Origin of the sequence: Actinoplanes regularis, assembly GCF_900188005.1 — a bacterium.
Taxonomy (GTDB): domain Bacteria; phylum Actinomycetota; class Actinomycetes; order Mycobacteriales; family Micromonosporaceae; genus Actinoplanes; species Actinoplanes regularis.
Map to the genome: position 1 here is coordinate 190,063 of NZ_FZNR01000003.1, position 26,699 is coordinate 216,761.

Annotated in this window: 29 protein-coding genes and 2 pseudogenes; 17 read left to right on the forward strand and 14 right to left on the reverse strand. The window is 70.6% G+C overall.

Annotated elements, in window-relative coordinates:
* Nucleotides 1-11: 11 nt before the first annotated feature.
* Nucleotides 12-1,124, reverse strand: a complete 1,113-nt coding sequence (proB, locus tag CHC09_RS10355) for a glutamate 5-kinase (RefSeq protein ID WP_179277029.1) — start codon at nucleotides 1,122-1,124, stop codon at nucleotides 12-14.
* Nucleotides 1,125-1,186: 62 nt separating this feature from the next.
* Between proB and CHC09_RS10360 the strand changes: the two genes are divergently transcribed.
* Complete coding sequence (locus CHC09_RS10360; protein ID WP_089293180.1) at nucleotides 1,187-1,510, forward strand: MGMT family protein; 324 nt, start codon at nucleotides 1,187-1,189, stop codon at nucleotides 1,508-1,510.
* Nucleotides 1,488-2,294: a class I SAM-dependent methyltransferase gene (locus CHC09_RS10365; protein WP_089292827.1), complete on the forward strand. Its 807-nt coding sequence runs from the start codon at nucleotides 1,488-1,490 to the stop codon at nucleotides 2,292-2,294. Before CHC09_RS10360 ends, CHC09_RS10365 begins: the two co-directional genes overlap by 23 nt.
* On the opposite strand, the gene CHC09_RS10370 is transcribed toward CHC09_RS10365, so the two are convergent.
* On the reverse strand, nucleotides 2,291-2,974 hold the full coding sequence (locus CHC09_RS10370; protein WP_089292828.1) for a TetR/AcrR family transcriptional regulator: 684 nt from the start codon (nucleotides 2,972-2,974) through the stop codon (nucleotides 2,291-2,293). The two genes, CHC09_RS10365 and CHC09_RS10370, sit on opposite strands and share 4 nt — an antisense overlap.
* A 100-nt stretch (nucleotides 2,975-3,074) precedes the next feature.
* Here CHC09_RS10370 and CHC09_RS10375 point away from each other — a divergent pair, with 100 nt between their 5' ends.
* Complete coding sequence (locus tag CHC09_RS10375; protein WP_307833935.1) at nucleotides 3,075-3,998, forward strand: NAD-dependent epimerase/dehydratase family protein; 924 nt, start codon at nucleotides 3,075-3,077, stop codon at nucleotides 3,996-3,998.
* A 2-nt stretch (nucleotides 3,999-4,000) separates the two neighbouring features.
* On the opposite strand, the gene CHC09_RS10380 is transcribed toward CHC09_RS10375, so the two are convergent.
* A complete protein-coding gene (locus tag CHC09_RS10380; protein WP_089292829.1) occupies nucleotides 4,001-5,392 on the reverse strand; it encodes a gamma-glutamyltransferase in 1,392 nt (463 codons plus the stop codon).
* Here CHC09_RS10380 and CHC09_RS10385 point away from each other — a divergent pair.
* The 4 genes from CHC09_RS10385 to CHC09_RS10400 all read left to right on the forward strand — a co-directional run bounded on the left by CHC09_RS10385 (nucleotide 5,361) and on the right by CHC09_RS10400 (nucleotide 10,238).
* On the forward strand, nucleotides 5,361-6,791 hold the full coding sequence (locus CHC09_RS10385; protein WP_373871905.1) for an MFS transporter: 1,431 nt from the start codon (nucleotides 5,361-5,363) through the stop codon (nucleotides 6,789-6,791). The two genes, CHC09_RS10380 and CHC09_RS10385, sit on opposite strands and share 32 nt — an antisense overlap.
* Nucleotides 6,788-8,209, forward strand: a complete 1,422-nt coding sequence (locus tag CHC09_RS10390; protein ID WP_089292831.1) for a pyridoxal phosphate-dependent decarboxylase family protein — start codon at nucleotides 6,788-6,790, stop codon at nucleotides 8,207-8,209. Before CHC09_RS10385 ends, CHC09_RS10390 begins: the two co-directional genes overlap by 4 nt.
* A gap of 124 nt (nucleotides 8,210-8,333) precedes the next feature.
* On the forward strand, nucleotides 8,334-8,873 hold the full coding sequence (locus CHC09_RS10395; RefSeq protein ID WP_089292832.1) for an NADH-quinone oxidoreductase subunit B: 540 nt from the start codon (nucleotides 8,334-8,336) through the stop codon (nucleotides 8,871-8,873).
* Nucleotides 8,874-8,936: 63 nt separating this feature from the next.
* Complete coding sequence (locus CHC09_RS10400) at nucleotides 8,937-10,238, forward strand: DUF2252 domain-containing protein (protein ID WP_089292833.1); 1,302 nt, start codon at nucleotides 8,937-8,939, stop codon at nucleotides 10,236-10,238.
* Nucleotides 10,239-10,244: 6 nt separating this feature from the next.
* Here the strand turns inward: CHC09_RS10400 and CHC09_RS10405 are convergent, their stop codons facing one another.
* Nucleotides 10,245-11,249 carry a hypothetical protein gene (locus CHC09_RS10405; protein ID WP_089292834.1) on the reverse strand — a complete coding sequence of 335 codons (1,005 nt, stop codon included), beginning with the start codon at nucleotides 11,247-11,249 and terminating at the stop codon, nucleotides 10,245-10,247.
* Entirely contained in the window at nucleotides 11,249-11,719 is a 471-nt protein-coding gene (locus tag CHC09_RS10410; protein ID WP_239138344.1) for an RNA polymerase sigma factor, read from the reverse strand. Before CHC09_RS10410 ends, CHC09_RS10405 begins: the two co-directional genes overlap by 1 nt.
* 130 nt (nucleotides 11,720-11,849) lie before the next feature.
* Between CHC09_RS10410 and CHC09_RS10415 the strand changes: the two genes are divergently transcribed.
* Together CHC09_RS10415 and CHC09_RS10420 are read left to right on the forward strand one after the other, a co-directional pair.
* Complete coding sequence (locus tag CHC09_RS10415; RefSeq protein ID WP_089292836.1) at nucleotides 11,850-12,599, forward strand: NADH-quinone oxidoreductase subunit C; 750 nt, start codon at nucleotides 11,850-11,852, stop codon at nucleotides 12,597-12,599.
* On the forward strand, nucleotides 12,599-13,558 hold the full coding sequence (locus tag CHC09_RS10420; protein WP_089292837.1) for a complex I subunit 1/NuoH family protein: 960 nt from the start codon (nucleotides 12,599-12,601) through the stop codon (nucleotides 13,556-13,558). Before CHC09_RS10415 ends, CHC09_RS10420 begins: the two co-directional genes overlap by 1 nt.
* On the opposite strand, the gene CHC09_RS10425 is transcribed toward CHC09_RS10420, so the two are convergent.
* Nucleotides 13,559-14,122 carry a Uma2 family endonuclease gene (locus CHC09_RS10425; RefSeq protein ID WP_089292838.1) on the reverse strand — a complete coding sequence of 188 codons (564 nt, stop codon included), beginning with the start codon at nucleotides 14,120-14,122 and terminating at the stop codon, nucleotides 13,559-13,561.
* A gap of 104 nt (nucleotides 14,123-14,226) precedes the next feature.
* Between CHC09_RS10425 and CHC09_RS10430 the strand changes: the two genes are divergently transcribed.
* From CHC09_RS10430 to CHC09_RS10455, 6 genes are read left to right on the forward strand one after another with little or no spacing between them, the layout of a single operon-like run.
* Nucleotides 14,227-14,826: a NuoI/complex I 23 kDa subunit family protein gene (locus CHC09_RS10430; protein ID WP_089292839.1), complete on the forward strand. Its 600-nt coding sequence runs from the start codon at nucleotides 14,227-14,229 to the stop codon at nucleotides 14,824-14,826.
* Nucleotides 14,823-15,380, forward strand: coding sequence for an NADH-quinone oxidoreductase subunit J family protein (locus CHC09_RS10435; protein WP_089292840.1), 558 nt, complete (start codon nucleotides 14,823-14,825; stop codon nucleotides 15,378-15,380). Before CHC09_RS10430 ends, CHC09_RS10435 begins: the two co-directional genes overlap by 4 nt.
* Complete coding sequence (gene nuoK / locus CHC09_RS10440) at nucleotides 15,380-15,751, forward strand: NADH-quinone oxidoreductase subunit NuoK (RefSeq protein WP_089292841.1); 372 nt, start codon at nucleotides 15,380-15,382, stop codon at nucleotides 15,749-15,751. The genes CHC09_RS10435 and nuoK overlap by 1 nt, the downstream gene beginning before the upstream one ends.
* Nucleotides 15,748-17,664 (forward strand): NADH-quinone oxidoreductase subunit 5 family protein, encoded by a 1,917-nt coding sequence (locus CHC09_RS10445; RefSeq protein ID WP_089292842.1) that lies wholly within the window; start codon nucleotides 15,748-15,750, stop codon nucleotides 17,662-17,664. The genes nuoK and CHC09_RS10445 overlap by 4 nt, the downstream gene beginning before the upstream one ends.
* On the forward strand, nucleotides 17,664-19,202 hold the full coding sequence (locus tag CHC09_RS10450; RefSeq protein WP_089292843.1) for a complex I subunit 4 family protein: 1,539 nt from the start codon (nucleotides 17,664-17,666) through the stop codon (nucleotides 19,200-19,202). The genes CHC09_RS10445 and CHC09_RS10450 overlap by 1 nt, the downstream gene beginning before the upstream one ends.
* The gene (locus CHC09_RS10455; RefSeq protein ID WP_089292844.1) at nucleotides 19,199-20,653 is read left to right on the forward strand and encodes an NADH-quinone oxidoreductase subunit N; all 1,455 of its coding nucleotides are present in this window, start codon (nucleotides 19,199-19,201) and stop codon (nucleotides 20,651-20,653) included. Before CHC09_RS10450 ends, CHC09_RS10455 begins: the two co-directional genes overlap by 4 nt.
* A 4-nt stretch (nucleotides 20,654-20,657) precedes the next feature.
* Here the strand turns inward: CHC09_RS10455 and CHC09_RS10460 are convergent, their stop codons facing one another.
* The 8 genes and pseudogenes from CHC09_RS10460 to CHC09_RS10495 all read right to left on the reverse strand — a co-directional run bounded on the left by CHC09_RS10460 (nucleotide 20,658) and on the right by CHC09_RS10495 (nucleotide 25,622).
* The gene (locus tag CHC09_RS10460; protein WP_089292845.1) at nucleotides 20,658-20,954 is read right to left on the reverse strand and encodes a GNAT family N-acetyltransferase; all 297 of its coding nucleotides are present in this window, start codon (nucleotides 20,952-20,954) and stop codon (nucleotides 20,658-20,660) included.
* Nucleotides 20,955-20,966: 12 nt separating this feature from the next.
* Nucleotides 20,967-21,584: an MOSC domain-containing protein gene (locus tag CHC09_RS10465; RefSeq protein WP_089293182.1), complete on the reverse strand. Its 618-nt coding sequence runs from the start codon at nucleotides 21,582-21,584 to the stop codon at nucleotides 20,967-20,969.
* 78 nt (nucleotides 21,585-21,662) lie between these two features.
* Nucleotides 21,663-22,463: pseudogene (locus tag CHC09_RS48675) on the reverse strand (GNAT family N-acetyltransferase); the annotation flags it as partial.
* A 19-nt stretch (nucleotides 22,464-22,482) separates the two neighbouring features.
* Nucleotides 22,483-23,490 (reverse strand): LLM class flavin-dependent oxidoreductase, encoded by a 1,008-nt coding sequence (locus CHC09_RS10475; RefSeq protein ID WP_089293183.1) that lies wholly within the window; start codon nucleotides 23,488-23,490, stop codon nucleotides 22,483-22,485.
* On the reverse strand, nucleotides 23,487-24,053 hold the full coding sequence (locus CHC09_RS10480; protein ID WP_089292846.1) for a TetR family transcriptional regulator: 567 nt from the start codon (nucleotides 24,051-24,053) through the stop codon (nucleotides 23,487-23,489). The genes CHC09_RS10475 and CHC09_RS10480 overlap by 4 nt, the downstream gene beginning before the upstream one ends.
* A 63-nt stretch (nucleotides 24,054-24,116) precedes the next feature.
* A complete protein-coding gene (locus tag CHC09_RS10485; protein ID WP_089292847.1) occupies nucleotides 24,117-24,593 on the reverse strand; it encodes a DUF1707 SHOCT-like domain-containing protein in 477 nt (158 codons plus the stop codon).
* Between the two features lie 111 nt (nucleotides 24,594-24,704).
* Nucleotides 24,705-25,127: a hypothetical protein gene (locus CHC09_RS10490; RefSeq protein ID WP_089292848.1), complete on the reverse strand. Its 423-nt coding sequence runs from the start codon at nucleotides 25,125-25,127 to the stop codon at nucleotides 24,705-24,707.
* A gap of 162 nt (nucleotides 25,128-25,289) precedes the next feature.
* Nucleotides 25,290-25,622, reverse strand: coding sequence for a hypothetical protein (locus CHC09_RS10495; protein ID WP_179277009.1), 333 nt, complete (start codon nucleotides 25,620-25,622; stop codon nucleotides 25,290-25,292).
* A gap of 87 nt (nucleotides 25,623-25,709) precedes the next feature.
* Between CHC09_RS10495 and CHC09_RS45055 the strand changes: the two are divergent.
* A pseudogene (locus CHC09_RS45055) lies at nucleotides 25,710-25,823 on the forward strand (IS5/IS1182 family transposase); the annotation flags it as partial.
* 150 nt (nucleotides 25,824-25,973) lie between these two features.
* Nucleotides 25,974-26,525 (forward strand): RICIN domain-containing protein, encoded by a 552-nt coding sequence (locus CHC09_RS10505; protein ID WP_218827164.1) that lies wholly within the window; start codon nucleotides 25,974-25,976, stop codon nucleotides 26,523-26,525.
* Nucleotides 26,526-26,699: the final 174 nt, after the last annotated feature.

Consider the following 26,699-nt stretch of genomic DNA (forward strand, 5'->3'; position numbering starts at 1 on the left):
GGCAAACCTCTCTACAGCAGCACGAGGTCGTCGCGGTGGACGACCTCTCTTTCATAGCCCGGCCCCAGCTCCGCGGCCAGCTCCGGAGTGGACCGCCCGAGCAGGGCCGGCAGCTCCACGGCGTCGTAGTTGACCAGCCCACGCGCCACCGGCGTGCCCGAGCCGGCGTCGACCAGGTCGACCGGGTCGCCGGCCGCGAACGAACCGTCCACCGCGGTGATCCCGGCCGGCAGCAGCGACATGCGCCGGGCCACCACCGCGGCGACCGCGCCCTGGTCCAGGTGCAGCCGGCCGCGCGGGGCGGTGGCGTGGGCCAGCCAGAACAGCCGGGCGGCGGGCCGGCTGGCGGCGGCCTCGAAGAGGGTGCCGACCTCGTCACCGGCGAGCGCGGGCGCGGCCAGCGGGGCGGCGGTCAGCACCACCGGGATGCCGAAGCCGGTGGCGATCCGGGCCGCCTCGACCTTGGTGACCATGCCGCCGGTGCCGACCCCGGACTTGCCGGCCGTGCCGATGGTGACCCCGGCGAGGTCGGAGTCGTCGCGGACCAGCGGGATCCGCCGCGAGGCCGGGTCGGAGGGGCTGCCGGTGTAGAGCGCGTCCACATCGGAGAGCAGGACCAGCAGGTCCGCGTCGACCAGGGCGGCGACCAGCGCGGCCAGCCGGTCGTTGTCGCCGAACCGGATCTCCTCGGTGGCGACCGTGTCGTTCTCGTTCACGATCGGCAGCGCGCCCAGGTCGAGGAGCTTCCGCAAGGTCTGGTACGCGTTCCGGTAGTGCACCCGCCGCGTCACGTCGTCGACGGTGAGCAGCACCTGCGCGACGGTCAGACCGTGCCGGGCGAAGCCGGCCGTGTACCGCCCGATCAGCAGGCCCTGGCCGACCGCGGCGGCGGCCTGCTGGGTGGCCAGGTCACGCGGCCGGCGTGGCAGTCGCAGCGGGGCCAGCCCGGCGGCGATCGCGCCGCTGGAGACCAGAACCACCTCTCGACCCTCGCCGGCCAGTCCGCCCAGGGTGTCGACCAGGGTGCCGACCCGCTGCTCGTCGATGCCACCCGCCGTGGTGGTCAGCGAGGACGACCCCACCTTGACCACGATCCGGCGCGCACCGGTCACCAATTCCCGCACTCGACCCATTCTGCTCGGCTGCCCCGTGAGGAACGGTTCCGGTTCCCATATCGTGGCCGGTGATGACACCCCAGGAGTACGTCGAAGAGGTTCTCGAACTGGTCGAGCGCATCCCGGAGGGCCGGGTGATGTCGTACGGCGCGATAGCCGACGCCTTGGCCGAGCGTTCCGGCCGCAACTCGCCCCGCCAGATCGGGACCATCATGGCCCGGCACGGCGGTGGGGTTCCATGGCACCGGGTGGTGAACAGTGCCGGGCGGCTGCCACCCGGGCACGAGCGGGAGGCACGGGCACGACTGCTGTCCGAGGGCGTACCGTTGCGCGGCGACCGGGTATTGATCGAAGAGGCCGGGTGGACACCTGATGCAGACCGGACAGGCGAGTAAGACCGCGTACAGCGCGGCGCGTTATCGCGCCGCCCACCAGGTGCTGGAGCAGGGTTCGGTCTTCCGGGACCCGCTCGCCCTGCGGATGCTCGGCGCGGATGTAGAGGACCTGCACGCCGACGCGCCCCGGCGCGGGATGCGGATGTTCATCGCGGCCCGGCACCGGTTCGCCGAGGATCATCTGGCCGCCGCGGTGAGCCGTGGGATCGGTCAGGTGGTCGTCCTCGGGGCCGGGCTGGACACGTTCGCCTACCGCAACCCCCACCCGGGGCTGCGGGTGGTCGAGGTCGATCACCCGGACACCCAGGAGTGGAAGCGTCAGCGGCTGGCCGAAGCGGGCGTCACCATTCCGGGCGGCATGCGCCACGTCGGCGTCGATTTCGAGCGGGAGAGCCTCGCCGACCGCCTGCGGCTCGACGCGCCCGCGTTCTTCCTGTGGCTCGGCGTCGTGCCCTACCTGACGTCCGAGGCGTTCGCCCAGACGCTCGGCTTCATCGCCGGGCGGGCCGGTAACGAGGTGGTCTTCGACTACGCGCAGTCGCCGGAGCGGATGCCGGCCGAGCGCCGGGCCGCCCTGGAGGCCCGGGCCGCCCGGGTCGCCAAGATCGGTGAACCGTGGCTGACCTTCTTCGAGCCCGAGGAGATCGCGGCGGATCTGGCGGAGCGCGGCTTCGGCGAGGTCGAGGACCTGGGCCCGGCGGGCCTGGCGGCACGCTTCTTCAACCGCCCCGACGTCGCGCCGGAGACCCCGGGCGGCCACGTCCTGCACGCGAGGCGCCGCTAGGCGAGCCCGGCGAAGGCGGCGGTGGCCCGCGCCTGCCACTCGAAGAAGCCCCGGCGGTCTTCGTCGATCGACTTGTTGAGCTGCCCGAACAGCTCCGCGCTGATCGCGCCGCAGAGGTGCACGAAGCCGTACATCGTCGCGCCCACCAGGTGCGCCGGCACCCCGGGCCCGAAGTGCGCGGCGACCGCGGCCATCTCCTCCCCGAACCGCCCGGCGGGTTGTTCCGGCACCGAGGTGAGCCGGCCCTCGGCGAGCGCGTCCCGCAGCACCCCGGCGAGCAGCATGATCACCCGGGTGGCCGGCACGACGGTGTCCTGCGGCGCCTCGTACCCGGGGACCGGGCTGCCGTAGATCAGCGCCCACTGATGCGGGTTGGCCAGCGCCCAGTCGCGGACCGCGTGCCCGATCGCCACCCATCGCTCGGCGGGGTCCGCCTGGGCGGCCGCGACCTGCTCGGCCGTCGAACCGACCGCGTCGTACGCGTCGATGATCAGCGCGGTGAGCAACTCGTCCCGGCTGGCGAAGTAGCGGTACACCGCGGACGAGGCCATGCCCAGGTCGCGGGCGACCGCCCGTAACGAAAGGTTCGCCCCGTCAGTTGCCAGGTGGCGCCGGGCCACCTGCTTGATCTCTTCGGTCATCTCGGCCCGGACCCGGGCGCGCAGGTTGGCGGCTTTCATGGTGCCAGTGTGCCACAACGAGAGCAGTGCTCTTGCGGACCTGCGGAACATGTGGAACAGTTGCCCTCAGCAGAGAGCAGTGCTCACAAAGGAGATCGCTATGCATGTCATCGTCGGTTCCGGTGCGATCGGCTCCCATGTCGCCCGCATCCTCGTCGAGAGAGGCGAGCGGGTCCGCGTCATCACGCGTGGCGGCAGCGGCCCGGAGAGCCCCCAGGTCGAGCGGGTCGCCGCGGACGCCTCCGACGCCGGCCGGCTGATCGAGCTGACCCGGGACGCCGAGGTGATCTACAACTGCGCCAACCCGAAGTACACCGAGTGGGCCGACAAGTGGTTCCCGATGAACGACGCGATGATCGCCGCGGCCAAGGCCTCCGGCGCCGTCTACGCGATCACCGGCAACCTGTACGGGTACGGTCCGCAGACCGACGGCCGGATGACCGAGCACACCCCGCTCACCGCGGTCGGCCGCAAGGGCAAGATCCGGATCAAGATGTGGCAGGACGCGCTGGCCAGCGGCGTCCGCACGATCGAGGTCCGCGGCTCGGACTATGTCGGAGCCGGTGCGGCCAGCGTCTTCTCGCTCGTGCTCCTGCCGGCCATCCACAAGGGCCGCGCCGCGTGGGGCCCGGCGAACATGGACATGCCGCACACCTTCACCTACACCGGCGACATGGCCCGGACGCTGGTCACGCTGGCGCGCGACGAGCGGGCGTGGGGCCAGGCCTGGCACGTGCCCTCACCCGCCCCGATCACCATCCGCCAGATGGCCGCGCGGTACTGCGAGATCGCCGGCGTGCCGCAGGTGAAGGTGCACAGCCTCCCGCGCCTCGTGATGCGCGCGGCCGGCCTGGCCGTCCCGATGGCCCGCGAGGTGGCCGAGATGGATTACCAGTTCTACGCGCCGTTCCACATGGACAGCACGCACACCGAGCGCACCTTCGACCTGGCCCCGACCGACCTGGACGTGGCGCTGCGGGAGGTCGCCGACGACGCCGTGGCGACCGCCGCCCGCCGGATGTGAGGTCAGAGCAGCAGGCCGACCCCGCCCCGACGAGGATCGCCGGCGGCGCCCGCCTGGCCGACCGCGGTCACCCCGCCGAAGTAGTGGTTGAGCTCGGGCCACTCGATCACCTGCCACCCGGCAGCCCGTAACGCGTCCAGTTCCGCGGGCGGGCAGCCGTTCTCCACGTGGATCGCGTTCTCCACGGCGTGGAATCGCGGCCGGGCGATCGCGTCCGACACGTCCAGCCCGTCGACCAGCACCCCGAGCAGCGTGTCCACCAGGGCGGTACGGATCCGCGACGCCCCCGCCGAGCCGGCCGCCACCATCAGCGTGTCGTCCGGCCCGATCACCACCAGCGGGCACATGTACGACGACATCCGCCGCCCCGGCACCAGCTCCCCGGTGAGCAGTTCCCCCTCACCGAGCATGGAGTTCAGATTGATCCCGAGTCCGGGCAGCCACACTCCGGCGCCGAGCCCGAGCGTCGTGGTGATCACGCAGGCGTTGCCCTCCGCGTCGACCACCGAGACGTTCGTGGTGTCGCCCAGCCGCTGCCCGCCGAGATTGCGCAGCGCGGAGGCCACCTCGACGGTGCGGCCGGGCCGGGACAGGTCGGCCGGCAGCGCCCTGATGGTCTCCACGGTCCGGTTCAGGTCGTGCCGGGCGCAGACCCGGTAACCGGCCATGGTGGCGTGGTCCACCGGCACCTCGGCCACCCGGTAACCGGCCAGGTCGGCCGGCCCGAGCGTGCCGCCGGCCGCGCGGACCGTGCAGACCATCAGGTTCGCGTACTCGCCGGTGTAGAACATCTCCGGACCGTCCGCCGCCAGCGCGTCCATCGCGGTCGAGAGCCCCTGGTGAAAGAGGAGTTCGTCGCTCTCCAGGAGCCGGCCGCCGGGCTGGTAGGGCGCCGCCCCCTCGCCGTACGCCAGCGCCGGGGCGCACGACTTCAGCGTGTGGGCGTGCGCGGCCGGCAGCAGCACCCCGGTCCGGGCCAGCCCGGCCGCCGGGGCGACCACCTCGGACCAGGGCAGCCGGCCCCAGCGCCGGTGCACCTCGCCCAGGCCGGCCGGCACACCCGGCACCGCCACGCTGGCCCCGCCGATCGAGTAGATCTGTGGGAGCCCGCCGAAGAACACGTCGACGGCGACCATCGGCTCCGGCTTCCGGTCGCCGTCCAGGCCCGGGACCGCGACGAAGAAGTCCAGGCAGGTGACCTCGCCGGTGCGCGCGTCGAAGTAGGTCCCGAAACCGCCGCCACCCAGCCCGGTGTAGATCGTCTCGGCCACACAGCAGGCCAGAACCGCGGCGACCGCGGCGTCGGCGGCGGTTCCGCCGGCCTCGAGAACCCGCACGCCGGTGCGGGCGGTCGCCGGATGGCTGGCGGCGACGCCGGCCGCAACGCTTCCCATGCGAGCGAGCGTAGGCGGCAAGGCCCGATCATGGTTACGATGCGCGTCGATGACGCCCAGTGGTCCCCCTCCCGTGGTAACCCGGCCGAGTGTCCTTCCCAGGAACGTTTTGACTGGGTATGCCCTTGGCTCGCTGGTCACCGGCGCTTTCGGCACGGTGCCCGGTTTGTTGCTTCTGCCCTATCTGACAGACACGCTGGGTGTCACAGCGGGTGTTGCCGGCCTGCTTGTGCTGCTGCCCAAGGCATGGGATGTCCTGGTCAATCCGCTGGCCGGTCGGATCTCGGACCGGCGTGGCTCCCGGAGCCGGTTCCTGCTGGTCGCGGGACTAGTCCTGGGCCTGCTGTTCGCGGCCATCTTCGCGGCGCCGTTCGCCGGCGGTGCGGCCTCCGGCGCCTACGTCGCGGTCGCCTTCCTGCTGGCCGCCACCGCCTACGCGTTCTTCCAGGTGCCGTACGTCGCGATGCCCGCCGAGCTGACCGACGGCTACGCCGAGCGGACCCGCCTGATGACCTGGCGCGTCGCGGTCCTGGCGCTGGCGATCCTGATCTCCGGCGCGGTGGCCCCGCTGATCGTCGAGACGACCGGCGGCGGCCGTTCCGGCCACCGATGGTCCGGATTGTTCGTCGGCGCGCTGATCGTCGTGGGCACGGTCGCCACCTATCTGGGTACGCGGCGAGCCGACTCCCGCATCGCCCACGAAGCCGAGCCGAGCCTCTCCGCCCAGCTGCGCGTCGCCTCCGGGAACGCCCCCTTCCGGGCCCTCCTGCTGTGCTGGATCGTGCAGGCCGCCGGAATCGGCACGATGCTCGCCGGTGTGCAGTACTTCGCCGACCACGTGATCCGGCAGGAGACCGGCGGGACGTTCCTGTTCGCCGCGTTCGTCGGTCCCGCCCTGCTGGTGATGCCGCTCTGGAGCCGGATCGGCAAGCGGCACGGCAAACTCCGCTCGCTGATCGGCGGCTCGCTGCTCTTCGCGGTCGGCGCGCTGCTCCTGCTAGGCTCCCCGGCCCTGCCGCCGGTCGCCGTCTACCTGATCGTCGCCGTGGTCGGCGTCGGCTACGCCGGCCAGCAGGTGTTCGCGATGGCGATGCTGCCGGACTGCATCGCCCACGACACCGCACGCACCGGCCGTCGGCAGGCCGGCGTCTTCACCGGCCTGTGGACCGCGGGGGAGACCCTCGGCCTGGCACTGGGTCCCGGCATCTACGCCCTGGTCCTGCAGATTTTCGGGTACGTTTCCTCGGCCACCGGGGAAGCCGCCGAGCAGTCCTCAACGGCCCGGCTCGGCGTGCTGCTCGGCTTCACCATCCTTCCGGCGCTGCTGGTCGGGGTGGCGGTGTTGCTGCTCCGTGGCTATCAGGAGCGCCTGGGCCCGCAAGAAAGGCGAGAGGCATGATCGACGCGTTGCCGGAGAAGGGCGTGCCCGCCGACCAGATCCTCGCGGAGCTGCGGGAGCTGCGGGCGGCCGATCTTCCCACGCACGGCGGGCGGCTTTTCGCGTACGTCTACGACCCGGCCCTGGACGGCCTGGACGAGCTGGCCCGGGCCGCACACGCGCTCTCCGCCTCGGTGAACGGCCTCGACCCGACCGCCTTCCCGTCGCTGCTCGCGATGGAGAACGCGCTGGTCGCAGCGGCCGCCAAGCTGCTCGGCGGGGACGCTTCGACGGTCGGCAGCGTGACCAGTGGCGGCACCGAGTCACTGATCCTCGCGGTCAAGGCGGCTCGCGACGCGCACCCCTCGCTGCAGAATCCGCGTCTGGTCGTCCCGTCCACCGCGCACGCGGCGTTCGCGAAGGCCGCTCACTACCTGCGGGTCGGGCTCGACGTCGTACCCGTGCGAGATCTTCGTGCCGACCCGGCGGCGATGGCGGCCGCGATCGGACCGGAGACCGTGCTGGTCGCGGCGTCCGCGCCGTCCTACGCGCACGGCGTCGTCGACCCGATCCCGGAGCTCGCGGCCGTGGCCGCGGAACGCGGCGTGCGTTTCCACGTCGACGCCTGCTTCGGCGGCTGGATCCTGCCCTACCTGCGCCGCCTCGGCGCCGACCTGCCGCCGTTCGACCTCGCCGTGCCCGGCGTCACCAGCATCTCGGTCGACCTGCACAAGTACGCCTACGCGCCGAAGGGTGTCTCGATCCTGCTGCATCGCTCGGAGGAGCTGCGGCGCCCGCAGTACTTCGCCTACGCCGACTGGCCCGGCTACACGATGATCAACCCGGTCATCTCGTCCACCCGCTCCGGCGGTCCGATCGCCGCGGCGCTGGCCACGTTGCGTTCCATCGGCGACGCCGGCTACCTCGACCTTGCGGCGTCGACCCGGGAGGCGGTCCGGATCCTCGCCGCGGCGGTCGAGGCGACCGACGGGGTGCGCCTGTACGCCCCGCCGGAGACCAGCGTGGTGTGCCTGGCTTCGGCCGGTGTCGACCTGTTCGTGCTCGCCGACGAGCTGGCCGCGCGCGGCTGGCACACCCAGCCCCAGATGGCGTACCGGGAACTCGAACCGACCATCCATCTCACCGTGACGGCGTCGGTCCGCTCGACCGTCGCATCGTTCGCGTCCGATCTCTCCGCCGCCGTCGAGGCGGCCCGGGCCCGCGGCCCGGTCGAACTGCCCCCGCTCCCGCCGCTGACCCCCGAGATGATCACCCCGGAGTTCATCGCCGTCCTGGCTGAGGGGCTGGGGCTCGGCGGCGGTGACTTCAGCCGGATGGCCGAGGTCAACACGGTTCTCAACGCCGCGCCGCCCGCCCTGCGTGAGGCGCTGCTCACCGGCTTCCTGAGCCTGCTGCAGCGACCTGTGCAAGGTGCTTGACGTGATGGATGCGTTTGATTCGTGTTCTCTATCCGACTCCTGACCTGACACCCGCGGGTGCTGGAGGTCGTGCGCCGCCCGATGACCCTGACCCAGCCCTACCCGGATGCAGTAGGTTGACCGAATGGCCCTACCTGGCGTGCTCGGTGAACCCATCCGGTTCGTGCTGAACTGGGGTCGCCGGTATTCGCTCTGGGTGTTCAACTTCGGTCTGGCCTGCTGCGCGATCGAGTTCATCGCGTCCAGCATGAGCCGCCACGACTTCATGCGGCTCGGCGTGATCCCGTTCGCACACGGGCCTCGACAGGCCGACCTGATGGTCGTCTCCGGCACGGTCACCGACAAGATGGCGCCGGCGATCAAGCGGCTCTACGACCAGATGCCCGAGCCGAAGTACGTGATCTCGTTCGGTTCCTGCTCCAACTGCGGTGGGCCGTACTGGGACTCTTACTCGGTCACCAAGGGCGTCGACCAGATCATCCCGGTCGACGTCTACGTGCCCGGCTGCCCGCCGCGCCCGGAGGCGCTGCTCCACGGCATCCTGCGCCTGCAGGAGAAGATCGCCGCCGAACAGTCCGGCCCCGGTGGCGTCTCCCGCCCCGACCCCCTGGCCAAGGACGCCGCCGCCCTCACCGCACCACCGGTCACCCGCCCGACCGCCTGATAAGCCACGGGAACCAGCCACGTCACTGTCGTCGGTTCGCTCCGCCGGTCTAGCGTGATCGGCATGACCGAAGCGTCTCGTGCTGACTTCATCATCGACGTCCTGACCCGCGAGTTCGGCGAGCTGATGGCGATCGATCCGACGGCGTTCCGCCGCAAGTTCCGGAAGATGGCCGCCTCCCCGTTCGCGTTCTACCGGGGCAGCGCCTCGCTGTTCTACGCCGACCAGGTCGGTGCCTACCGCGACGGCGACTACCTCGACGAGCGGACCAGCCGGGTGTGGATCCACGGCGACCTGCACGCCGAGAACTTCGGCACCTACATGAACTCCTCCGGCCGGCTGGTCTTCAACGTCAACGACTTCGACGAGGCGTACGTCGGGCCGTTCACCTGGGACCTGAAACGGTTCGCGGCCAGCGTCGCCCTGATCGGGTACTCCAAGGCGCTCTCCGACGACAACATCACCACGCTGGTCACGGCCTTCGCCGAGTCCTACCTGACCGAGCTGCGGGCGATCGCGCACGGCGGCGACGACGCGATCGGCTCGATCACCCTGGAGAACGCGACCGGGGTGCTGCACCGGGTGCTCCAGCAGGCCCGGCTCAACACCCGGGTCGAGCTGCTCGGTGAGCAGACCACGATCGACGACTTTGAGCGCCGGTTCTCCCTCGGTGAGGGCGTCTACGAGGTCGACGAGCAGACCGCGGTACGGGTCACCGCGGCCTTCCAGGAGTACCTGGGCACGCTGCCGGAGGCCGGCCGGGCGGTCGCCACCCGGATCAAGGACATCAAGCTGCGCAAGGGCGTCGGGATCGGTTCGGCCGGGCTGCCGTCGTACAACCTGCTGCTCGAGGGGCACACCGAGGCGCTGGAGAACGACGTCATCCTCTACATGAAGCAGGCCCAGGTGCCGGCCGTCGCCCGGTGGATCGACGACGACCGGGTCAAGGGGTACTTCCGGCACCAGGGTCACCGGACCGCCGAGTCGCAGCGGGCGCTGCAGGCGCACGCCGACCCGTGGCTCGGGTTCACCGAGCTGGGCGGGGTCGGGCAGCTGGTCGCCGAGGTCTCGCCGTACGCCGCCGACCTGGACTGGTCGGACGTGAACGAGCCGGATGAGCTGTCCGGCGTGGTCGCCGACCTGGGCCGGGCGGTGGCCCGGATGCACTCGGTCGCCGACGACGAGTCGAGCCACGACCTGGTCGACTTCTCGACCGAGGAGGCGATCGTCGCGATGATCGACAAGAACGAGGCGGGCTTCGTCCGGTACCTGGTCGATTTCGCACACAAGTACGGCGACCAGGCCCGCGAGGACCACCAGGACTTCGTCGACGTCTTCCGCAACGGCCGCATCCCCGGTCTCTAGGAGCGGTCAGGCCACGTCGAACATGGCCCAGCTGACCAGGGCCAGTCCTGGCGAGTCGGACCGGTGGCCGAGGTGCACGTCGGAGAGTTTCCCCTGAGCGTTCGCGTCGGCTATTCGGCCGATCGGGAACTCCTGCTGGACGGCTGGTGACCCACACCGCATCTCGGTGCGGAACAGAAGTTTCTCCTTGTGATGCAGTTCGAAGGTCACGGTCCCAGAGCCGAGGCAGACGAGGAGAAGGCGGTATTCGCCGTCCGGCATACCGCCGCGGCTCAGGATGCTGGTCGGCTTTACATTGCCGCCGATGGTCTTGTGGTTGCCGAAGACGCCCTGCCCGCTGCGGTGCATCAGCGATTTGAGAATTTCGGGACTGATGAGGGAACTGTCGCGATTGGGGACGCCGAAATACAGGGGCCGCGCCGGGTACGGCTTCCCGGTGTCGCTGGTGGCACGGTAGGCGAATCCGGCCTGTCCAGCGGACGTTCCCGGGTCGGCCAGCCGGAGGACGACCTGATCCGATACCCAGTCGAAGCCGAATGTGGTGCTGGTCGGCTCCGGATCGGCCGAGCAGTTCGCATCGACCCGGGCGATCTCCTTGTACGGGGCGGCGTCATGCTCCCTGGCCTCGACGAGCAGGGTGATCTTTCCGGTGCCGGCGCAGGCGAGATGCAAAGTGATCGCACCGTAGTAGGCCGTCTGCGCTGCGCTGTAGTCGGCGGTGACCGGGGCCGCGGCCTCGAACAGCGCCGTTCCACCGGTGCTCTCATGCAGCGCGCGCCGCGCTGTTTCGGCCAGCGTCGCTGGATCGGCGGGCAGCGTGGATGTTCGCGGCAACCCGGTCAGTCCGACGACGACGCCGATGGCGACCAGAGCGGCGACCGCGGCGCTCACCGCCCCGGTGGTCCGGCGCCGCCGGACGGTGCGGTGCGCCGCGTCCGTACCCGGTGACTTGATCTCACGGATCACCTCGGCCCGCATGCCGGCGAACAGTTCCTCGAGTTGGTCGGTCATCACGCACCCCCTTCCTTGTCGGCCGGATCGAGTTGAGCTGCGAGCGCTGACCGCCCGCGGTGCAGCCAGGAACGCACGGTCGCCTCGGCCACCCGTTCCCGCGTGGCGATTTCCGCAGTACTCATGTCGGCCAGGTAGTGCAGGACGATCGCTCGTCGCTGTTTGGGTGGCAGCGTCCCGAGCGCGGCGACCAGCGCCACCCGTTCCGGGCTGGGCCCCGCGGTCTGCGGCTCGACGGCGGGTTGCCGGCGCAGGAAGGTCAGCGCGGTACGAGCCCGGCGCCACCGGCTGATCGCCAGGTTCCAGGCGATCCGGCGGATCCAGGCGACCGGGTCGTCGTACCCGGCCACGGTGTTCCAGCGGGCGAGGGCACGGCAGAACGCCTCCTGAGCCACGTCCTGTGCTTCCTGCCGATCCCCGAAATACGCGTAGAGCTGCACCGTCAGGTCGGCGTAGTGCGCGGCGTACATCTCGTCGAAGTTGGGCGGATGGTCTCGGGCAGCGATCGGTATCTCCGATTGGGCGGCAACGGTCACGCGGACTACACGTCCCGCACCGGCGGAACGTTGCAGACCGGTCCTGGACCATAGGATGACCTCCATGACGCCCGAAGAGGTCGGAGACCGGCTGGTCCAGCTGATGGCGACGGATGACCCGGCCCCAACCAACGTCACCGCCGGTGTCTCCGGTGGCGGCCCCGGCCACGCCCGGGCCGTGGTCGACGTGCCGGTCGGCCGCTGGTGGCAGGCCGCCGGGATCGTCCGTGACCCGGGCGCGCTGGGCTGCGACTACTTCGACTGGCTCTCCGCGGTGGACGAGCTGGAGGACGGGTTCGACGTCGTCGCCCACCTCTGGTCGACCCGGCGCCGGCACGGTGTCCTGCTGCGGACCCGGGTGCCCCGGGCCGATCCGGAGGTGGAGTCCCTGGTGGATCTCTACCCGGGCGCGGCGTGGCACGAGCGGGAAACGTTCGAGATGTTCGGCATCGTCTTCGCCCGCCATCCGGATCTGCGGCCGCTGCTGCTGCCACCGGGCTTCGAGGGGCATCCGCTGCGCAAGGAGTTCGTGCTGGCCGCCCGGGTGGCGAAGCCGTGGCCGGGCGCGAAGGAGCCGGGGGAGTCGGAACACGGCGCGGCCAAGCGCGCCCCGATGCGCCCGCCCGGCGTTCCCGACCCGAACGAGTGGGGCCCGATGAAGGGCAAGATCCCGCCGCCGGAAACCCCGGCCCGACCGGCACGTGGCGAGCGCCCGGCCCGCCCGGCCAGACCCACCCCGGAAACCCCGGCGCGTGGTGAGCGCCCGGCCGGGCCCGCCCCGGAAACCCCGAAGACCGAGGAACGGACCGACTGATGCCGCTCTGGCTGGATCTTCTCGTCCGGGTCGTCGCCGTGATGGTCGGTTTCCTGGTCCTCCCGCTGCTGGTCGGCCAGGCCGAGCACAAGGTCATGGCCCACATGCAGGGCCGGGTCGGCCCGATGTACGCCGGGGCCTTCCACGGCTGGGCTCAGCTCGTCGCCGACGGCGTGAAGTTCGTGCAGAAGGAGGACGTTCACCCGCACGGCGCCGACCGTACGGTCTTCCGTCTGGCCCCGATCGTCGCTCTCTTCCCGTACCTGATCATCATCCTGACCATCCCGCTCGGTCCGAACGGCCTGGTCGCCCAGCGCCTGGACATCGGCCTCTTCCTGGTCCTGGCCATCCTGGGGATCGGCGTGGTCGCCGTGCTGATGTCCGCTTGGGCCTCGGCCAACAAGTACAGCCTGCTCGGCGGCCTGCGCGGCGCCGCCCAGCTGCTCGGCTACGAGCTCCCGCTGGTCCTGGCCGCCGCCAGTGTCGCGATGGCGGCCGGCACGCTCAGCCTGCCCGGCATCGTCGAGGTGTGGCGCCCCTGGTGGCTGATCTGGCAGGCACCGGCCGCCCTGGTCTTCTTCATCGCCGGCCTGGCCGAGATCCGCCGCCCCCCGTTCGACATGCCGATCGCGGATTCCGAGCTGGTCTTCGGCTACATGACCGAGTACACCGGCCTGCGCTTCGCGTTCTTCCTGCTCGCGGAGTACGTCGGCATCATCGTGATCGCCGGCCTGACCACGGTCCTGTTCCTGGGCGGCTGGCACGGCCCGTTCGCCGATCAGCTCGGCTGGCTCTGGACCCTCCTCAAGATGGGCGTCCTGTCCTTCGTGATCATCTGGTTCCGGGTCACCTACCCGCGCCTGCGTGAGGACCAGCTACAACGCCTCTGCTGGCTGATCCTGGTCCCGGTCTCCCTGGCCCAGCTGGTCCTGACAGTCGCGGTGAAGTCCCTGCTCTGACTAGAGGTGGCGCGGCCGCAGGCGGGCGATCGGGATCTCGATGTCCCAGGGTTCGTCGAGCTTGATCGTCTCCGTGAAGATCCCCACGGGCTGGTACACGTCGTCGCCCTCCGCCAGCCTGTGCGCGTGCACGGTCAGACCGCCGCTCCACTCGATCAGCCAGTAGAACGGGATGCCCGCCTTCGCGTAGAGGGCGGGCATCAGCACCCGATCCATGCTCTGCGAACCCGGCGACACGATTTCGACGGCGAGCACCACTTCTTTTGCGATGAACTTGCCGTCTCGCTCGGCTGCCTCGTCGGTGGTCACGAGAACGTCCGGAACGAAGAGGCGCTGCATCGAGAGGATGACGTCGTTGGCCTGGCTGACGTGTAGGTGGCCCGGGCAGTTCTCTTCCAGCGCCACCAGAAGACGAGCAGCGAGGACTTGGTGGGTCGGCGCCGGGGAGGGGGTCACGTGAAGAACTCCATCGATCAGTTCACGTCGCGCGCCATCCTCGGGAAGCGCATCGAGATCGTCAACAGTCCAACCATCCGTTGGCGTATCGCTCATGTGGGCGAACATTCGGGCCTCCACAGCGGGCGCGCTCTCCCGTCCGTCAACCCTACCGGAAGATCGGATGGGGTCGAGGTCGCGTCGCCGGTCCGAAGCGGGCAGGATATGCCCTTGTGACTGATGACGGCGAGCGCGGTTTGCCCGGCAAGGGTTTGATCAATGGCCTTGCCGTCACGCTCAAGACGTTGACCAAAAAGACCATCACCCAGCAGTACCCGGACGTCGAGCCCGAGCTCCCCCCACGCTCGCGCGGCGTGATCGCCCTGCTCGAGGAGAACTGCACGGTCTGCATGCTCTGCGCCCGGGAGTGCCCCGACTGGTGCATCTACATCGACTCGCACAAGGAGGAGGTCGTCGTCCCCGGCGCCGCCCGCGCCCGCCAGCGCAACGTGCTGGACCGGTTCGACATCGACTTCTCCCTCTGCATGTACTGCGGGATCTGCATCGAGGTCTGCCCGTTCGACGCCCTGCACTGGACGCCCGAGTTCGAGTACGCGGAGACCGACGTCCTCTCCCTGCTGCACGACAAGGGCCGGCTGGGCGAGTGGATGCGGACGGTTCCGCCCCCGCCGGCGCACGACGTGCTCGGCGAGCCCTCGAAGGAGGAGGCGACCGCGGCGCGCAAGGCGGCCGGTCCGGGCGCGGCCACCGCCGCGAAGACCGCAAGACCTGCTCCGGTACGACCTGAGCCGCGCCCGGAGTCCGACCGGTGACCGTCGCCGACATCCTCCTGCTCGCCCTCGGTGCCGTCGCGGTCGGTGCCGGCGCCCTCGTGGTGTCCAGCACCCACCTGGTCCGCTCCGGCCTCTACCTGGTGGTCAGCCTGGGCGCGATCGCCGGCCTCTACCTGGTCCTCGGCGCCGAACTGGTGGCCTGGGTGCAGGTCCTGGTCTACGTCGGCGCCGTGGTCGTCCTGCTGCTGTTCGCGGTGATGCTGACCCGTGCCCCGATCGGCCCGAGCACCGACCTGGACCGTCCGCCCGGCCCCTCCGCCCTGATCGGCGCCGGGGTCGGCCTGGGCCTGGCCGCGCTCTTCGTCGACGCGTTCCGCTGGATCGAGTTCCCGCGGGCCGACCCGGGCACCGCCGAGCAGGTCGGCCGGGAGGTCTTCGGGACCTGGGTGCTGCCCTTCGAGGTGCTCTCCATCCTGCTGCTCTCCGCACTGGTCGGCGCGATCGTGCTGTCCCGCCCGGACCTCGGCGCGCGCCCGGCCCCGCCGGCCGCGGAAGAGGGATCAGGCGAACAGGAAGCGGAGGTTCCGGCCTGATGCACGTGACCATTCCGTACGTCGTCGGCGCCCTGCTCTTCGGCCTGGGTGTCTACGGTGTCGTCCGCCGCCGCAACGCGATCCTGGTCCTGATGGCCGTCGAGTTGATGCTCAACGCGGTCAACCTGATCCTGGTCACCGCGGACGTCTCGTTGCGTTCGGCGCTGCGCGCAGTCCCCGGCGAGGCGTGGGCCACGCCGAACTCGCAGGCCGGCTCGGGCGGCGTCTTCGCGCTCTTCGTGATCGTGCTGGCCGCCGCGGAGGTCGGCGTCGGCCTGGCGATCGTCCTGCAGTACTACCGGATGCGTAAGGCCGTGGCGATTGACGAGGTCCCGCTCGCCGAGGCGGAGAACGAGCAGGTGCGCGGGTGACGGCCACCGGAGTGTTCGGGGCGCTGCTCCCCGGCGTACCCCTGCTGCTGGGTTTGCTCGGTCTTCTGCTTCCGCCGGGTGACGGCGGACCGCGCCGGGCCGCCGCCGCGCTCGGCATCGCCGGCGCGGCCTTCGCCCTGGCCGACGCGATCGCGCTGCTCGCCGTCGTGACCAGCCGGAGCGAGCCGCTGGCGGCGAGCACCCACTGGGTGAGCTTCGGCGACATCGAGATGGTGCTCGGCTTCTCGGCCGGCGCCGCCGCGCTCTACGTGGCGCTCGCGGTCTGCACGGTGGCCCTGTGCGTGCAGGTCTACTCGGTCACGTACCTGCACGACGATTCGCGGTACGCGCCGTACGCCGCCCAGGTCAGCCTCTTCACCGGCGCGATGCTGCTGGTGGTGACGTCCGGCGACCTGATCGGGCTGTTGATCGGCTGGGAGGTGATGGGCGCCTGCTCCTACCTGCTGATCGGCCACGACCGCAGGCTGCCCGAGGCCCCGGCCGCCGCGATGAAGGCGTTCCTGGTCACCCGGGTGGGTGACGTCGGCTTCCTGCTCGGCATCGCGCTGCTGATCGCGGACTCCGGCACGTCGAGGCTCAGCGCGGTCCTCGCCCACGACTATTCGAGCGCCACGCTGACCGCCGCGTTGCTGCTGCTCCTGGCCGGTGTCGCGGGCAAGAGTGCGCAGTTCCCGCTGCACACCTGGTTGCCGGACGCGATGGCCGGCCCCACTCCGATCTCCGCGCTGATCCACGCCGCGACCATGGTCGCCGCCGGCGTGTACGTGGTGTTCCGCACCTTCCCGCTCTTCCAGCGATCCCCGGCCGCCCTGGCCGTGCTCGCGGTCATGGCCTCGATCACGATCCTGCTCGGCGCGCTCTCCGCGACGGCCCAGGACGACCTGAAGCGGGTGCTGGCCTGGTCCACGGTCAGCCAGATCGGCTACATGACCGGTGCGCTGGCCGTCGGATCGCCCGCCGCCGCGCTGTTCCACCTGCTCACCCACGCCGCCTTCAAGGCGCTGCTGTTCCTCGCCGCCGGCGCGGTGATCCACGCGGTGGGCACCAACTACCTGTCCCGGATGGGCGGGCTGCGCGAGCACATGCCGGTCACCTTCTGGTCGTTCGTGATCGGCTTGGGCGCGCTGGCCGGACTGCCCCCGCTGGCCGGCTTCTGGTCCAAGGAGAACGTGCTGACCGCGGCCGCGCACGCGACCGACGGCGGCACGGCCGTGCCGGCCTGGGCCGCCTGGGTGGTCTGGGTCGCCGCCCTGCTCGCGGTCGGTGTGACCGCCTGGTATTCGACCCGGTTGCTGCTCCGCGCGTTCTTCGGACCCTCCCGGTCGTACGGACCGGACGGCCCGGACTGGGAGGTCGGCTTCGACGACGCGCGTTACCGGACGCCGGCCGTGCCGCACGACCCGCCGGCCCTGATGCGCTGGCCGATCGTGCTGCTCGCGATCCCGGCCGCTCTGCTCGGCCTGGCGGCGTTCGCGCCCGGTTTCCGGCACGCTCTGGAGCTGGACGATCCGCACCTGGGCGTCGCGATCCTGCTGCCGTTGCTGCTGCTCGCGGCCGGTGCGGGGACCGCCTGGTGGCTCTGGTGGGCGGTGCCCGGCGTCGACCCGGTCCTGGCGCTGGGCCGGGCCAGGCCACTGTTCGCCGCCGGGTTCCATCTGGACCGGGTGCAGAGCGTGCTTGTCGTACGTCCGGTCAGGGCCCTGGCCCGGCTCGTCACCACCGTCGACGAGCGGGTGGTGGACGCGGCCGTGGAGGGCACCGGCACCGTCACCCGCGGGCTCGGCGGGGTGCTCGCCCGGGCGCACCGGATCGCCCTGCCCGGCGCCGCGGTCCTGGTCCTGTTCGGGGCGCTGGTCCTGGGCATCGTCGCGTGGTTGGGAGCTGTGGCCTGATGGTTCTCACCGGGAACGATCCCGCCTGGCAGGCGCTGTTGGTCGCGCTGCTCGCCGTGCCCGCCGGGGGCGCGGCACTGGTCGCGCTGCTGCCCGCGGCCCGCGACCGGCTGGCCCGGATAATCGCCACGATCTTCGCCGCGATCACCTTCGTGCTCTCCATCGCCCCGGTCTTCGCGGAGCGGGACCACGGCTGGTCCGGTTACGGCGATCGGGCCACGACGCCACCGGTGCCGTGGATCAACCTGGATCTGCCGTGGGTGCCGGCTCTCGGGCTGCGCTTCCATCTCGGTGTGGATGGCGTCTCGTACCCGCTGGTGGTGCTGACCGGCCTGCTCACGCTGCTGTGCTGCGCTTATACGGTGCGTAAGGTGCCTGAGGGCGGCTCCGGGCGTACGTTGTCGGCCTTGCTTTTGATCTTGGAAGTCGGCGTCCTGGGCACGTTTTTGGCGCTGGACCTGATCCTGTTCTTCGTGTTCTTCGAGGTCGTCCTCCTGCCGATGTACGCGGTGATCGCCGGCTGGGGCGGACCCGAGCGCCGGGCGGCCGCGCGGAAGTTCGTGCTCTACACGCTCTTCGGTTCGGTGCTGCTGCTGCTCGGCGTGATCGTGGTCGTCACCGGGACCGGCACCGGTGACCTGGTCGCCCTGACCGGCGCCGGCGAGCTCACCCGGACCACCCAGTGCGTGGTGTTCGCCCTGCTCGCGGTCGCGTTCGCGGTGAAGGCGCCGCTCTGGCCGCTGCACACCTGGCTGCCCGACGCGCACACCGAGGCGCCGACGGTCGGCTCGGTGATCCTGGCCGGCGTCCTGCTGAAGATGGGCACCTACGGCCTGATCCGGGTCGGCGTCGGCGTCGCCCCTCTCGGCGCGGCCTGGGCCGCCCCGGCCCTGGGCATCCTGGCCGTGATCGCGATCCTCGCCGGGTCCCTGATCTGCCTGCGCCAGCGCGAGCTGAAGCGGCTGATCGCCTACTCGAGCGTCGGTCACATGGGTTTCGTACTGCTCGGCATCGCGACCCTGACCATGATCGGCATGCAGGCCGCACTGCTCGGCAACGTCGCTCACGGCCTGATCACCGGCCTGCTGTTCTTCCTGGCCGGGACGATCAAGGACCGCGCCGGTACGGGCTCGCTGGACCGGCTCGGCGGCCTGCGCGAGAGCGCGCCGCGCCTGGCCGGCCTGCTCGGCTTCGCGGCGATCGCGTCCCTGGGCCTGCCGGGCCTGGCGGGTTTCTGGGGTGAGGCGTTCGCGGTCGTGGCGGCGGTCCGCCGGGGTGGCCCGCTGTGGCTCACCCTGGCCGTGCTGGCGGCGATCGGCGGGGCACTGACCGCCGCCTACTTCCTGCGCCTGCTGCGACGGCTGACCCACGGCCCGGCGACGCCGGCGGTCCAGGCCCTGCGGCCGTCGATCGCGGGGGCCGAGTGGTTCGCCTGGACGCCGCTGATCCTGCTGACCCTGGCCCTCGGGGTGATCCCGGCCCTGGTCCTCGCCGAGACCTCCCTGCCGTTGACGACCCTGCTGGGAGGCCACCCGTGAGCCAGTCGGTCGACCACTTCGCGCTGCTTCCGCTCTACGCGGCGGCCGGCACCGCGATCCTGGCCTTCCTGGCCGACCTGTTCGTCGCCAGGCGCGGCGCGGTCATCGCGGCCACCGTTCTCGGTGGGCTGGCCACCGCGGTGCTGGCCCTGGTCGTCGGAGCGGAACCGGGCACGTTCTGCACGACGGGCGCGTGCTCCTGGGTTCCGACCTGGCCGGCCGCGACCACCGCCGTACTGTTCGCCGCCCTGACCGTCGGTGTGCTGGCCCTCTCGACTCCGGCCCTGCGCGAGGGGATCGCCCCGGCCGGCGAGTTCTGCTTCCTGCTGGCCTGCTCGATGACCGGCGGTGTGGTGGTCGCCTACGCCGGCGACCTGATCACCCTGATCGTCGGCCTGGAGACGCTGACCCTGCCGCTGTACGTTCTGGTCGGCCTCCGCCGCTTCGCCCCCGGCGAGCGGGTCACCACCGAAGGCGCCTCGGCCTCGCTCACGTTCTTCCTGATCAGCGTCGTCTCGACGGCCGTGACGCTGCTCGGCGCCGCCCTCAACTACGCGGCCACCGGCGCACTCCACCTGGCTCTGCTCACACCGGCCACCGGCGTGTTCCGGCCGCTGGCGGGTGTCGGCGTGGCCCTCCTGGTGATCGGTTTGGCCTTCAAGGTCGCCGCGGTTCCGCTGCACGCCTGGGCCCCGGCCACCTACGACGGCGCCCCGATCCCGATCGCGGCCTACCTCTCGACGGCCTCGAAGCTCGGCGGCGTCCTGGCCCTGGCCGCGGTCGTCGCTCGCCTCGACGCCCAGGTCGTCATGGCGATCCTGGCCGTAGTGACCATGACGCTCGGCAACCTGGTCGCCCTGCGCCAGACCCGCATGGTCCGCCTGCTGGCCTGGTCCTCGATCGCCCAGGCCGGCTACATCCTGGCGGCGCTGGCGCTGGGCGCACCCGGCGTCCCCGCCGCTCTGGCGTACGCGGTGCTCTTCATGGTCCTGGAGTTCGTCGCGTTCGCCGTGGTGGTCGCCCTGCGCCCGCCCGGCGCCGACGGCGGCCTCCTCACCGACTACCGCGGTGCCGGCCGCCGCAGCCCCTGGCTCGGCGCCGCTCTCGTGCTCTCCCTGGCCGGCCTCGCCGGTCTGCCACCGGGCCTGGCCGGCCTCTTCGCCAAGCTGTCCGTGGTCGACGCCCTGGTCCAGCAGAACTGGTCCTGGCTGGCTGCCGTGGTGGTCCTGAACGCGGTCATCGCCCTGGCCTACTACGTCCGCGTCGCCGCGTCCCTCTACACCGCACCGCCGCGGATCGACCCGGTCGTGGCGGACCCCGTCCCGCTCGACGCGGCCCCGCACCCGCGGCTACCGGTCTCCCGCCCGGTCGCTGTGGCTCTGGCCGCCTCGGTCCTGGTCGCCGTGCTGCTGGGCTTCGCCCCGCAGCTTCTCTTCGACGCCCTGACCTGAGCCGTTACTTGATGTGGCGGGTGGTGCGGGCGACCATCGACTCGTACTCCGGGTGCTTCTTCAACCACTCCAGGACGAACTCGCAGATCGGCACCACGGTCCGGGACTTGGCGCGGGCGTCCTCCATGGCGGCCTGGGCCAGCGCCGACCCCACGCCCTGCCGCTCGAAGCCGGGCTCCACCGAGGTGTGCGTGTAGACGACGATCTGCCCGGTCACCTGATAGGTGAGGATCCCGGCCAGAGCCCCCGCCTCGTCCCGGGCCTCGAAACGACCCTTCTCCGGCACATCCTTGATTTCCATCGGGCCATCCAATCACTCGCTCCCGGCGACCCTCTCCGAGACCTCGGCCAGCAGCTCCGGTGGCAGTTCTGGCGCGACCAGCAGCCGCGCCAGGCGGGCCGGGTCGTGCATGTAGATCTCGAAGGACTCGGCCACGGTGAGGCCGTGCGCCGGACGGTCCACCACCGAGATCCGATCGCCCGGGATCAGTGAACCGGGCGTGACGACCCGCAGATAGGCCCCGGTTCGGTTCGCCCGGGCGAACCGCTTCACCCAGCGTGGCTCACCCATCCGATTCTGGAACGTCACACACGGGATCCGTCCGAACGTCACCTGCAGCACCAGGCCCGACCCGAACTCCCACTTCTCGCCGATCACCGCGCCGACCAGATCCAGCCCCGACGTCGTCAGGTTCTCCCCGAAGATTCCCGGTGGCAGGTCGCGGCCCAGCTCAGCGGACCACCACGCGTAGTCCTCTCTGGCGTACGCGTAAACTGCCTGGTCATTGCCCCCGTGGTGCTTCGTGTCCCCGATGTGGTCGCCGACGACACCGCTGTGCAGCCCGGTGCTCTTCAGCCCGGGCGCGCGCACCGGCACCGGCGCCGAGACCGGCTTCTTGCGGATCCCGGTGGTCGGTACGTCCTTGCCCATGCTCGGCTCGGACGACCCCACGTTGACGGACGCGGCGAACGCCGGGAACCAGACCTCCGCCCGATCCTCCACCGGCTGATACCCGAGCCGCTGGTAGAGAGCGTTGCTGGTCGGGTTGGCCAGGTCGGCGTTGAGCACCACCTCGGTCGCGCCGTCGTTGAGCGCGGCCGCTGTGGCGGCCGTGGTCACCGCGCCCGCATAGCCGTGGCCGCGCAGCGCGGGAGGCGTCCAGACGTGCAGGATGCGAACCATGCCGGCGTGCGGCCGGGAACGGACCGCCATCGAGACCGGCACCCCGTCAACGGTCCAGAGGGTGATCCCGGAGTGCGCGAGGTGATCGTCGGCCGCGTCCCCGGCCTCGACCTGTGGCCCCCCGATGTATTCGAAGAAGGCGTCGAGCCATTCGATCAGCAGATCCCGGTCGGCCGCGGTGGCGAAACGGGCGGCGCCCGGTGGCGCCGGATCGGGTGGGGTCAGGGCGCCGAGCCGGTACAGCCGGGTCCGCATCCCGTCCTGCTTCGGCAGTTGCCCGCCGGCAGCGAGGCCGGTGACGAAGGCATCAACGTCCTCGGCCAGCATGTTGACCCCAAGGATCGGCCGATCGGCGAGCACTCGCACCGCCGCGGGCACCGCCTCGGCCGGCATCTCGCTGAACATCACCGGATGGGGCGGGGTCTGCAGAAGCGCACCGGCGACCACCCCGTCCGGCGTTGTCCACCAGCCGAGGACCGGATCGGTCGGTCCGTACGCATGCGGCCCACGCGACCGCAGATTGTCGGCTGCCGTGAGGAAGATGGTGTTCCGGACCGAATCGGACCGCAAAAACTCCCCCGCGGCCGAAGCGAACTTTTCCACATCGGACGTCAGTTCCCAGGCCATCGGGTCATCCTAGAACCGGCTACATCCCCCACGCCTTCGCAATTCGCGCGAGGCTGTCCCGCCGTGTCGCCGGGTCGTAGACCGCCCCGGCGAGGATCAGTTCGTCCGCCCCAGTCCGGGTGACCAGTGCGTCAAGCGCGGCCACGACCTCCTCGGCGGTCCCCGCGTACTGGGTGCCCGGCAGCGAGTCGAGCACCTGCAGATCCAGGTCCGACAGCTCCCGCTCGGCCGCCGCCGAAGGCGAGATCATCGGCCCGAGCCGTCCGGTACGCAGGCTCAACGCCATGATCCGGCTGGGCCCGGCCAGGTACCGCGCCTCCTCGGTCGTCTCCGCCGCGAGCACCGAAGCGCTCACCATCAGGTGCGGCTCCGGGAAGCGCTCCGACGGCTGGAAACCCGACCGGTACAGCCGCGCCGCACTGTCCACGTCGGACGCGATCGCGAAGTGATATGCGTAACAGAACGGCAGTCCCAGCGCCGCCGCGAGCTGCGCCCCGTAGGTCGACGACCCGAGAATCCAGACCTCCGGGTACGTCTCCGGCGCCGGTGTCGCCCGCAACCGCCCGGCCATCCCGGCCGACCGCTCGTCCCCGAGCAGCCCGAGCACCGTTCGCAGGTGCTCCGGGAACTGCTCCACGGTCAGGTAGGGCGAGACCCCGCGCAGCGCCGCCGCGGTCGCCTGGTCGGTGCCCGGCGCCCGCCCGATGCCCAGGTCGATCCGCCCCGGGTAGAGCGCCTCCAGGAGCGCGAACTGCTCGGCGACCACGAACGGCATGTGGTTGGGGAGCATCACCCCGCCGGAGCCCACCTTGATCCGCCCGGTCTGCGCGGCGACGGCCCCGATCAGGACCGGAGGCGCGGTCGACGCCACGGCCGGCATGTTGTGGTGCTCGGCGACCCAGAAACGGGCGAAGCCCAGCTCATCGGCCGCCTTCGCGATCTCGATGGTGCCGCGCAGCGCGTCGGCGCTGCCGTGCCCCTCGCGAACGGTGGCCAGGTCCAGCACGGAGAGGGGTACACGGGTCATGAGGTAGTCCATTCCGGAGATTGCAGGAGGGCGAAGCCCTCGTCGATCAGGCGGTGCAGCCCAGCGATGCCGGTTTCCGTGTCCCAGCGCGGCAGCACCGTGCTGAGCACCGTGCGGGCGGTGTTGATCAGGAGGTCGAGTCGCAGCCCGGTCGTGGCGGCGTCGCGGCTCGAGGCCCAGTGCCGGACGGCGTCCCAGAACCGGTCGCACACCTCGCGTGAGCAGACGGCCAGCTCGGGGGAGGCCCGGAGCACCCGGTGCTGCCGGATCATCCGCTCCGCGGTGGCCGCGGTGTAACCCAGGATCAGCTGGTGCAGGGCGGTCCAGAGCGGCTCGTCCGGCGGCCGGGCGCCGGTCAGCTCGGCCCACAGCCGCGGATCGTCCGGGTCGGGGTCGAAGAGCACCGACTCCTTGCCGGCGAAGTAGTTGAAGTAGGTGCGGCGCGAGATGCCGGCGGTGGCGACGATGTCGTCGACCGACACCGCGTCGAAGCCACGCTCGGCCATCAGGCCGACCGCCGAGTCACGAATCGAGCGCCAGATCTCCGGGCTGCGTTGTCGCACGCTCCGACCCTAGCTCGGCGTGCACTGAGTGCAAGTTACAGCGGTCCCGGGGTGGCCGACGCCTCAGTCCCGATGCTGCTGGTGGCGAATCACCTGCACGCCGACCGTCACCGCGCCCAGCGCCGCCCCCGGCACCAGCAGCCAAGCCGGCCACGGATAGACCCACTCGTCGACAGTCGACCTGACCAGTACATAGACGACCAGGTTCACCGCGGCGAGGGACGCCCAGATGGTCCACAGCACCAGCAGCGCGACCGGCAGCCGCCGCATCGCACGACGCGCCTCGCTGGCCCGCCGAGCGTGCACCTCGGCCGCGCTGGTGCCCGGCCGCGGCAGGTCCTGAACGATGACGAGCAGTTCCGCGTACGTCCGGGCGGCGTACGCCGCGGCGACACGCTCGTCGTACTCGTGCAGGGAGAGCCGGCCCTCGTCGAGCGCGCCCTTCAGCAGATCGGCGATCTGCTGCCGATCGGAATCCGCCGCCCGCAGCGTCTCGATCTGCTCGGAGCGCCGGCCGGGGCCGGGGACCTCTTTCGCCATCTCCGGGCTCCTTCACATACGCCGCGTCTGGGCGTCAGGCTACCCAAAACCGCGAGGGCGATGGGGCCGCCGCGAGCCGGTTTCCGCGGCGGAGTAACCCCGGGGGAGGGCTCAGCAGCCGAGGTGCGAGCGGACGTCGGCGGGGACGCCGGTCTCGCAGTAATCGCCGGTGCCGCCGTTGATCGCCTGCCAGCCTCCACCGGTGTAGTGGAAGACCACGTGAGCGTTGTCGACGTCGCGCGGGTGGGTCAGCCCGATCGCGTAGCCCTTGTAGCAGTTGATGTCGCTCAGGGTGTCGGTCGGCGCGAGAGACTTGGCCACATCGCTGCTGCGGAACGCCTTGAGCAGCGTCGCCTCCGAAGCCGGACAGCCCGTGCCGGCCGCGGAACCCCCGCTCGCGACCGGCGCCGCGGTGCCGGTCGCCGATCCCGGCGTCGCGCCGCCGGCGGTGGTGGGGGCATCGGTGCTCGAGCACCCGGCAACGGCGAAGGCAGCAGCGGCGGCGGCGAGGACGAGCGACGTACGGGCGTTCATGAATCTGCTCCCTAAGCGATGACGCGCATCCCATGCCGTGGTGCGCGGACAGGAGTCAGTTTTGTGGTTCGACAACCCGCACGAATCACCGATACGTGCCAATGGATCAACAGCCGAGCGCCTTGCCGCCGCCCAGCCGTTTGCCCAGGTGTGGAGTTCGACTCACTCGGAATCCCGCGGGTCACGCACATCTACTCCGAAGCGCTCGCGGACCTGGGCCTCCAAGTCCTTCCGTTGCTCCGGGGTCAACTCCGACTCCCACTGCCGGTACCTCTCGATGCCTTCGATCATCGGGGCGGAGTACACCGAGGTGGTGGCGAGGTCGCGCAGCCGGATACGACCGTCCAGCAGATCTCTCGCCATCTCCGCCATGTCCGGGCCGGCCTCGCCGTTCTTCATCCGCCGAAGGCTCTCCTTGACCGCTTGGGCGACCCGCGCGTGACCCGCCATCGCCTCGAGCTCACGGTCGATCGGCTCTTCTCCACGATCTCGCACGTCACGCTCCCGGAGGGGCATATGCCGTCGCCGGCAACGGGATGTTGTCGAGGCTTCCGCCCTGATAAGCCATGTCCATACCCATGCCTCAAGACCTGGAGAATCCGGGCCAAGCTGCGTTGCTGCCCACGCCGCGCGACCGCGATCGTGCCGGCCATCCTCGTCCTGCGCCACATCGAAGCCAACCGCTACGCAGGATGAAAAGGCTCACAGGGCATAGAACGCCGAACCAGCCGTAGGGCCGGTGAACGTTTGCGCCGCGTCCTGGACCCCTGTACATTGCTCCGCGCCAGAATGATCATCGTAATTGCTACATTTCGCTGGTTCGATGGACGGTTGGAGTCACGGGGTATGAAATCGCGCAAACTTCTATACGGCTTCATGGCGATCGTGGGGGCGGTGGCGGGGACGGCCATCGCGTCGCCCGCATTCGCCGCTGACAGTGGTCCCTGGGAGGTTCAGACTTTCGGCAAGTGCCTGGAAGTCCAGGGCGGGTCGACTGCAAACAGCGCGCAGATCCAGAACTGGACCTGCCCATCAGCGACCGGAAAGATCGCTCCGCTGCACCAGCGATGGATCTGGCGGAACCTCGGAAATGGATATTTCCGATTGATCAATGGCAAGAGCGGAAAATGCGCGAATGTAAAAGGCAATTCACAGGAAACCTCTGCCAAGATCATTCAATACCCGTGTGGCGGCTCCACGACGTACAACGACCAGTGGCGCATGGTGCTTGAACTAAAAAACCACAACGGCCACGACTACTACAAGATCGTGAGCAGGAGCAGCGAATTCTGCCTTGGCGTGCAAGACAACAGCGCCGCCAACGGAGCAGACATCATTCAGCGCTCATGTCACTCCGGAGCGGCCCTCATCACGTGGGTTCCGGCGAAGCAGTCCTAGGGCCCCGGGCCGGAACGGCTGTTGAACCGGCAGCCGGATCCGGCTGCCGGTAGCACCACACCGAGGGGTGTACGGCAGCTGCCGTACACCCCTCGGGCGTGCCCATAGGCGCTCTAGGTTGCTGAAGTTCCGGGCGAACCCGCTCCACCAGGTCACCCACAGGATCTCGCGCCC

Coding starts and splice junctions, on each gene's coding strand:
- CHC09_RS10360 (WP_089293180.1), top strand. CDS start 1,187: ATGACACCCCAGGAGTACGTCGAAGAGGTTCTCGAACTGGTCGAGCGC.
- CHC09_RS10365 (WP_089292827.1), top strand. CDS start 1,488: ATGCAGACCGGACAGGCGAGTAAGACCGCGTACAGCGCGGCGCGTTAT.
- CHC09_RS10370 (WP_089292828.1), bottom strand. CDS start 2,974: ATGAAAGCCGCCAACCTGCGCGCCCGGGTCCGGGCCGAGATGACCGAA.
- CHC09_RS10375 (WP_307833935.1), top strand. CDS start 3,075: ATGCATGTCATCGTCGGTTCCGGTGCGATCGGCTCCCATGTCGCCCGC.
- CHC09_RS10380 (WP_089292829.1), bottom strand. CDS start 5,392: ATGGGAAGCGTTGCGGCCGGCGTCGCCGCCAGCCATCCGGCGACCGCC.
- CHC09_RS10390 (WP_089292831.1), top strand. CDS start 6,788: ATGATCGACGCGTTGCCGGAGAAGGGCGTGCCCGCCGACCAGATCCTC.
- CHC09_RS10395 (WP_089292832.1), top strand. CDS start 8,334: ATGGCCCTACCTGGCGTGCTCGGTGAACCCATCCGGTTCGTGCTGAAC.
- CHC09_RS10400 (WP_089292833.1), top strand. CDS start 8,937: ATGACCGAAGCGTCTCGTGCTGACTTCATCATCGACGTCCTGACCCGC.
- CHC09_RS10405 (WP_089292834.1), bottom strand. CDS start 11,249: ATGACCGACCAACTCGAGGAACTGTTCGCCGGCATGCGGGCCGAGGTG.
- CHC09_RS10410 (WP_239138344.1), bottom strand. CDS start 11,719: ATGTACGCCGCGCACTACGCCGACCTGACGGTGCAGCTCTACGCGTAT.
- CHC09_RS10415 (WP_089292836.1), top strand. CDS start 11,850: ATGACGCCCGAAGAGGTCGGAGACCGGCTGGTCCAGCTGATGGCGACG.
- CHC09_RS10420 (WP_089292837.1), top strand. CDS start 12,599: ATGCCGCTCTGGCTGGATCTTCTCGTCCGGGTCGTCGCCGTGATGGTC.
- CHC09_RS10425 (WP_089292838.1), bottom strand. CDS start 14,122: ATGTTCGCCCACATGAGCGATACGCCAACGGATGGTTGGACTGTTGAC.
- nuoK (WP_089292841.1), top strand. CDS start 15,380: ATGCACGTGACCATTCCGTACGTCGTCGGCGCCCTGCTCTTCGGCCTG.
- CHC09_RS10450 (WP_089292843.1), top strand. CDS start 17,664: ATGGTTCTCACCGGGAACGATCCCGCCTGGCAGGCGCTGTTGGTCGCG.
- CHC09_RS10460 (WP_089292845.1), bottom strand. CDS start 20,954: ATGGAAATCAAGGATGTGCCGGAGAAGGGTCGTTTCGAGGCCCGGGAC.
- CHC09_RS10465 (WP_089293182.1), bottom strand. CDS start 21,584: ATGGGCAAGGACGTACCGACCACCGGGATCCGCAAGAAGCCGGTCTCG.
- CHC09_RS10475 (WP_089293183.1), bottom strand. CDS start 23,490: ATGACCCGTGTACCCCTCTCCGTGCTGGACCTGGCCACCGTTCGCGAG.
- CHC09_RS10485 (WP_089292847.1), bottom strand. CDS start 24,593: ATGGCGAAAGAGGTCCCCGGCCCCGGCCGGCGCTCCGAGCAGATCGAG.
- CHC09_RS10490 (WP_089292848.1), bottom strand. CDS start 25,127: ATGAACGCCCGTACGTCGCTCGTCCTCGCCGCCGCCGCTGCTGCCTTC.
- CHC09_RS10505 (WP_218827164.1), top strand. CDS start 25,974: ATGAAATCGCGCAAACTTCTATACGGCTTCATGGCGATCGTGGGGGCG.